Annotated in this window: 9 protein-coding genes; 6 read left to right on the top strand and 3 right to left on the bottom strand. The window is 70.3% G+C overall.

The features are described 5' to 3' along the window. A partial coding sequence (locus tag HUU96_RS10010) for a sensor histidine kinase (RefSeq protein ID WP_174292669.1) occupies positions 1-838 on the top strand: 838 nt, incomplete at its 5' end. Between the two features lie 20 nt (positions 839-858). Here the strand turns inward: HUU96_RS10010 and HUU96_RS10005 are convergent. Further along, entirely contained in the window at positions 859-1,356 is a 498-nt protein-coding gene (locus HUU96_RS10005) for a MerR family transcriptional regulator (RefSeq protein WP_174292668.1), read from the bottom strand. Positions 1,357-1,437: 81 nt separating this feature from the next. Between HUU96_RS10005 and HUU96_RS10000 the strand changes: the two genes are divergently transcribed. Genes HUU96_RS10000 through copD form a run of 3 tightly spaced genes read left to right on the top strand, consistent with a single transcriptional unit; the run spans position 1,438 to position 4,098 of the window. Next, positions 1,438-2,814, top strand: a complete 1,377-nt coding sequence (locus HUU96_RS10000) for a hypothetical protein (RefSeq protein WP_174292667.1) — start codon at positions 1,438-1,440, stop codon at positions 2,812-2,814. Positions 2,815-2,834: 20 nt separating this feature from the next. Then, complete coding sequence (locus tag HUU96_RS09995; RefSeq protein ID WP_174292666.1) at positions 2,835-3,185, top strand: copper resistance protein CopC; 351 nt, start codon at positions 2,835-2,837, stop codon at positions 3,183-3,185. A 10-nt stretch (positions 3,186-3,195) separates the two neighbouring features. Continuing rightward, positions 3,196-4,098: a copper homeostasis membrane protein CopD gene (copD, locus tag HUU96_RS09990; RefSeq protein ID WP_254605170.1), complete on the top strand. Its 903-nt coding sequence runs from the start codon at positions 3,196-3,198 to the stop codon at positions 4,096-4,098. Between the two features lie 16 nt (positions 4,099-4,114). Here copD and HUU96_RS09985 read toward each other — a convergent pair whose 3' ends face one another. Continuing rightward, on the bottom strand, positions 4,115-4,672 hold the full coding sequence (locus HUU96_RS09985; protein WP_174292664.1) for a TetR/AcrR family transcriptional regulator: 558 nt from the start codon (positions 4,670-4,672) through the stop codon (positions 4,115-4,117). An 89-nt stretch (positions 4,673-4,761) separates the two neighbouring features. Between HUU96_RS09985 and HUU96_RS09980 the strand changes: the two genes are divergently transcribed. Both HUU96_RS09980 and HUU96_RS09975 read left to right on the top strand, forming a co-directional pair. Beyond that, positions 4,762-5,142 carry a DUF4267 domain-containing protein gene (locus tag HUU96_RS09980; RefSeq protein WP_174292663.1) on the top strand — a complete coding sequence of 127 codons (381 nt, stop codon included), beginning with the start codon at positions 4,762-4,764 and terminating at the stop codon, positions 5,140-5,142. A gap of 1 nt (position 5,143) precedes the next feature. Next, positions 5,144-5,467, top strand: a complete 324-nt coding sequence (locus tag HUU96_RS09975; protein WP_174292662.1) for a DoxX family protein — start codon at positions 5,144-5,146, stop codon at positions 5,465-5,467. Between the two features lie 13 nt (positions 5,468-5,480). Here HUU96_RS09975 and HUU96_RS09970 read toward each other — a convergent pair. Beyond that, the coding region (locus tag HUU96_RS09970; RefSeq protein WP_174292661.1) for a helix-turn-helix domain-containing protein at positions 5,481-5,901 on the bottom strand (421 nt) is incomplete at its 5' end.

Below are 5,901 nucleotides of genomic sequence, written 5' to 3'. Positions count from 1 at the left end.
CGCGCCGCCAGCGACGCTCGGCGAGGCCATAGCGGCAGGTCCGGCCGGCCGTGCCGCGTCGGTGGAGCTGGCCGGACGGACCTACGCGCTCGTCACCAGCGACCTCGCCGGCGGCGGTGCGAACAGCCGGCTCGCGGCGCTGATCGACATCGACGCCGAGCTGAAGGCGACCGAGGCGGCGACGCTGCGCGACCTCGTCCAGGTGCTCAGCCATGAGGTCGTCAACGCCCTGACCCCGATCGCCTCGCTGAGCCGGACGGCGGCGGACATGGTCGACGACGCCGAACCCGACCTGGTCGCGGTCCGAGACGCGGTCGGCACGATCGCGCGCCGCGCGGCGGGGCTCCAGCGGTTCGGGGAAGCCTATCGCGCGCTCGCCAGGCTGCCGGCACCGGTTCCCGGGCGCGTCGACGCGGCGGAGTTCGTCGCCGACCTCGTGCGGCTGTTCGCGATCCGCTGGCCGGGCGTCACGCTGACGGCGCAGAGCGACCGGCTGTCCGCGGCGATGCGCGGCGACGCCGACCAGCTGACCGCCGCCGTCTGGGCGCTGTTGCAGAACGCTGCCGAGGCCGTCGCCGATGCGCCGACACCGCAGGTCCGGCTAAGCATCGTCGCCACCGCCGACGAGACGATCATGGAGGTCGCCGACAATGGCTGCGGGGTGGACGACGCGGAGGCGGAGGCGATCTTCCGGCCGTTCTTCACCACCAAGCCGGCGGGCAGCGGCGTCGGTCTCGCGCTCGCCCGCCAGATCCTGCGGGCGCATGGCGGCGACCTGACGCTCGGACAGACCTACTTGGGAGGAGCCGCCTTTCTGGCCCGCTTGCCAGGTGATTGAAGCACGCCAAGGCAGCCGCGTCAGACGACGTCCAGCGCCTGCCGCACGTCCGCCCGGATCGCTACATCCCCGTCAGCCGCCTGTTCCGCGGCAATCCCAGAGGCTGAGCCGGGACGGTCGAAGGCGGCGATGATCGGGCAGGGGCCGGTGCCGCCTGCGGCACAGCTGTCGGCGAGCGTCGCCAGGGCCGCTCGCGCGTCGATCAGCCTCGCGATCCGTTCATCGAGGATGGCCATCTGTTTGCGGGCAAGCGCCAGTGCCTCGGGCCGATCGAGGGTCGCGTCCAGCAGCACCAGCTCGCCGACCTGGTCGAGGGTGAAGCCCGCATCCTGCGCCGCGCGGATGAAGCGGAGCCGACGACGATCATCCTCGCCATAGTGGCGGATGCCGCCGCCCGCAGGGCGCGCTGGCGTTCGCATCAGCCCGCGCCGCTGGTAATAGCGGACCGTCTCAACCCCGACGCCGCTCTCGCCGGCGAGTTCGCCGATCGTCAGCCAAACCGCTTGACTCCGTACCATGGTACGGATGCTACACGGCATCGCATGGCGAAAGCGAGTGGAACATGCAGGCGGTGGGCGCGAGCGGCAGGGGCGGCCGCCATGATCGCGGCACCTGCAACCGCGCAGCAGATGCCCGGCATGGCGATGCCATCAGCACCCGCCTCCGCTCCACCAGCGACCACCGCGCCGACCCCGACCGACACCCGGTCGCAGGCCATGGGGCCGATGCCGGGCATGGGTGCCGGCGCTGATCCGTCCGGCACCGCCATGGCCGGGATGAACATGGCCGGCCCGATGGCGGGCATGACGATGCAGGGGATGCTCGGCCACGAGGCGATGACGCGCGAGAGTTCGGGCACCGCATGGCAGCCCGACAGTTCGCCGATGCGCGGGCGGATGTTCGAGGCCGGCGGCTGGAACCTCATGGCCGAGGGCTGGATCAACGGCATCTACGACCATCAGGGTGCACCGCGCGGGCAGACGCGCGCGTTCAGCGCGTCGATGGCAATGCTGATGGCGTCGCGCGACGTGTCGGAAGCCGACCGCATCGGTCTTCGCCTGATGATGTCGCTCGACCCGATCATGGGGCCGCAGGGCTACCCGCTGCTGTTCGCGACCGGTGAGACCGCCGATGGCCGCACGCCGCTGATCGACCGGCAGCATCCGCACGACCTGTTCATGGAGCTGGCCGGGAGCTGGGCGCATCAACTCGGCGGCGGGCGCGAAGTGACGCTCTATGCCGGCCTGCCCGGCGAACCTGCGCTGGGGCCGCCGACCTTCATGCACCGCATCTCTGGCATGGACGATCCGGAAGCGCCGATCGGGCATCACTGGTTCGATTCGACTCACATCACCTATGGCGTCGTCACCGCCGGCTTCTCGGGCGGCAGCTGGAAGATCGAGGCGAGCGCCTTCAAGGGCCGCGAACCCGATCAGCACCGCTGGAACTTCGAGACGCCGCGGCTCGACAGCTGGTCCGTCCGTGCGTCCTGGAACCCGACGGCGGACCTGTCGCTGCAGCTATCGACCGGCCATCTCCACTCGCCCGAGCAGCTCGAACCCGATGTCGACGAGCAGCGCACGACGGCGTCGGCCACCTACAACAAGCCGCTGGGCACCGGCCGGAATTGGGCGACCACGATCGCCTTCAGCGTCAAGGGCGAGGAGCCCGGTCCTGCGCTGACCGGCTTCCTCGCCGAGAGCGCGCTGATGTTCGGGCGCAACGAGGTGTACGGGCGGGTCGAGCGGGAGGACGAGAACGAACTTTTCGGCCAGACCCGTCAGGCGGGTATCATCTACCCGGTCGAGAAGCTGTCGCTCGGCTATCAGCGGGAGACGCCGGTCCGGCCGCACCTGTTCGTCGCGGTCGGCGGGCTGGCCAGTGCCTATGCCTACCCGGCCGCGCTGGTGCCAAGCTATGGCGGCCGCGGCGTGAAAAGCTTCATGCTCTACGTCCGCTTGCGCTACGGAAGCTGATCCATGCAGAGGAGTATCCCATGACTGTCCGCCACGCGCTCGCGGTCGCCGTCCTGCTTGCCGCACCCGCTGCGCTTGAGGCCCATGCAAGGCTGATCGCTTCGACACCAGCGGAGGGAGCAACGACTGCCGCGCCCGCCACGATCGACCTGCGCTTCAGCGAGCGATTGCTGCCCAAATTCTCGGGCGCGATGCTGAAGCGGAGCAAAGCCGGCCGCGTCCCCGCCGCGATCTCGTTCGAAGCCGACGGGGTGACCATTCACCTTCGCCCCGCGCGGCCGCTCGCGCCCGGGGCATATGAGGTCGATTACCACACCACCGCCGCCGACACCCACCACGTCACCGGGGTACTCGCGTTCCAGGTGCGATAGCGATCCGGGCGTGATCGCGATCCGGCTCGCGCTGTACCTGACGCTGTGCGCTGCGGCCGGGGTGCCGGCCGCGTTGCTGCTGCTGACGCCCGGAACAGGCGAGGAGCTGCCCGGCCGAGCACGCGCGGCGTTCCGGTTCGCGCCGGCGGTCGCGATGCTTGCCTCGCTCGTGTCCCTGCCGGTGCTGGCCGCCGGGATGGCGGGTACGCCTGCCTGGCCGATCGACACCGACGCCGTGCGGACCGTGCTGAGCGAGACGGCGGTAGGAACGGCGTGGATCGTGCGGACCGCCGCGCTGGCGATCGCCATCGTTGCGGCGGCGATGAGCGGAAGGCACGCCGCGACGGTGTCAGGGGCCGGCGCGACGCTCGCCCTCGCGACGCTCGCCTGGAGTGGGCATGGAATCGCGGGCGAGGGCGTTGCGGGTTGGGTGCATCTTGCGGCCGACATCGCTCACCTGCTCGCAAGCGGCCTGTGGGTGGGGGCGCTGCTGGCGCTGGCAGCGATGCTGTCGCCTCCGGCCGCCGGCATGGATGGCGGGCGGCTCCGGTCGGCACATCAGGCGCTTTCCGGCTTCGCGTCGATCGGCACCGCGACGGTGGGCGTGCTCGCCTTGACCGGCATCGTGAACGGCTGGTTCCTGGTCGGGCCAGGTCAGGTTGGAACGCTGGGTGCGAGCCTGTGGGGCAGGCTGCTGCTCGGCAAGCTCGCGCTGTTCGCAGCCATGCTGGCGCTCGCTGCGCTCAATCGCTGGCTGTACGGACCGGCGCTTCGCCGCTCGATCGATGGCCGGGACCCTGCCGGGGCCTTGATCCTTCTTCGCCGCAGCCTGTTGGCGGAGACGGGCTGTGCGATAGCCGTGCTGGCGCTGGTCGCCTGGCTGGGAACGCTGGAGCCGCCGAACATGGCCTGACGCCCGAGGTCGAGCATCAATAGCCGAGCAGGCCGTTGACGGCGAGCGTCAGCCGCTCCTCGCGCGCCGAAGCCCTGATCCTGCCCGCCCGCTCCAGCGCGACCAGACCGTGCAGCGCCGCCCAGAACGTCTCGGTGGCGGTGTCGTCGCCCGGCACCACGGCTGCCAGGGCCTCAAAGGCGTCGCGCGCTGCGGGTGGGGTGTGGGCCTCCGCGAAACGCAGGCCGGCGGGCAGGGTGAACATCGCCTCGTAGATGGCGGGCTGATCGCTGGCGAAGGCGAGATAGGCGAAGGCGACGGCACGGATCGCATCGCGGCCGTTGGCGCGACCGTCTCGCGCGTGCCGAAGCGCATCGGCGAGTTCCCGAAAGCCATCGACCGCGACCGCGGCCACGATCGCGTCGCGATTGGCGAAATGCGCGTAGAGGACGGGTTGGCTGTATTCGATCGCCTCGGCCAGCCGCCGGATCGTCACCGCGTCCCAGCCTTCCGCGGTTGCGATCTGACGCGCGGCTGCCGTGATGCGCCGCTCGCGATCGTCCCGCTCCCGCGTTTTCCGTTCTGCTACGCCCATTGCAATCTTGCCTCTAGAGATGCTGGATCATAGCGTTGAAACGTATACTAGCAACGCTATATAATGTTTGTTCTTGATTGGAGAAATCGATGCATTGGTTTTCCATCGGCGTAGCGATCCTGGTCGCGATCGCCATCATCGCGATCGGCGGGATGTATCTCCTGGCCCCGCAGGCGGCGACGCGCAGCTTCGGCCTGCCGCTGCCGGAGGCTGGTGCCAACATGGCCTGGTGGCTGCGTCTCAAGGGCAGCCGCGACATCGTGTCCGGGCTGGTGGTGCTGGCTGTGCTGGCCTGGGGCGGCCCCCGCCTGCTCGGGATCGTCCTGCTGGTCGAGGCGCTGATACCACTTGGCGACATGACGCTCATCCTCGCCGCCAGGGGCTCAACGGCACGCGCGATCGGGATCCATCTGCTGACCGCTGTCGTGATGATCGCTGGAGCGCTGCCGCTGCTGGCGGGGCAGGCCTGACATGCTGCATGTCGTTGCCAGCTGGACGGCCGCCGTCGCCTTCCTCGTTGCAGGGGCTGTCAACCTGCGCGGTTCGCCGGCGGTGCGCCGCGACTTGGTCCGCTGGGGCTATCCGGCGTGGTGGGGCGGCGTCACCGGCGGGCTGGAGATCGGCATCGCCGTCCTGCTCTGCCTGCCGGCGACGCGCATCGCCGGGCTGATCCTGGGCGCGATCGTCATCGTCGTCGCGACGCTCACCGTGCTTCGGCACCGCGACGTCTCGCACCTGATGCCGCTCGGCACCTTCGCAGTGCTGCTCGGGCTGGCGGCGGCCCTGTCGACCTGACGGGAGCGGCACGTCACACCGCCAGCTCCCGTAACCCGCGCGTGGCATCCGTGTCGCGCTTGGGCGGTGCTCCGAACATCCGGGCATACTCGCGGCTGAACTGCGACGGGCTCTCATAGCCGACCTCGAAGCAGGCGGCCTCGACATTGGCCACGCCGGTCACCATCAGCCGGCGCGCTTCCAACAGGCGCAGCCGCTTCTGGTACTGGAGCGGTGCCAGCCCGGTCAGCGCGCGGAAGCGGCGGTGGAAGGCGGAGGGGCTCAGCCGCGCGATGGCGGCGAGTTCGTCGACGCGCACCGTTCGCCGGAAGCGCTCGCGCAGCGCGCCCAGCGCCTCCATCACCGGCCGCGCCGGGCTGCCCGCGAGCGCCAGCCGGGCGATCTCGCCGCCCTGCGGGCCGGTCAGCAGCCAATAGCAGATCTCGCGCATGATG

It is taken from the genome of Sphingomonas bacterium, from assembly GCF_903644135.1.
In the GTDB taxonomy this organism is placed as follows: domain Bacteria; phylum Pseudomonadota; class Alphaproteobacteria; order Sphingomonadales; family Sphingomonadaceae; genus Sphingomonas.
Note: the sequence above shows the minus strand (reverse complement) of the source record. Positions and strands in the feature narration are given on the sequence as shown.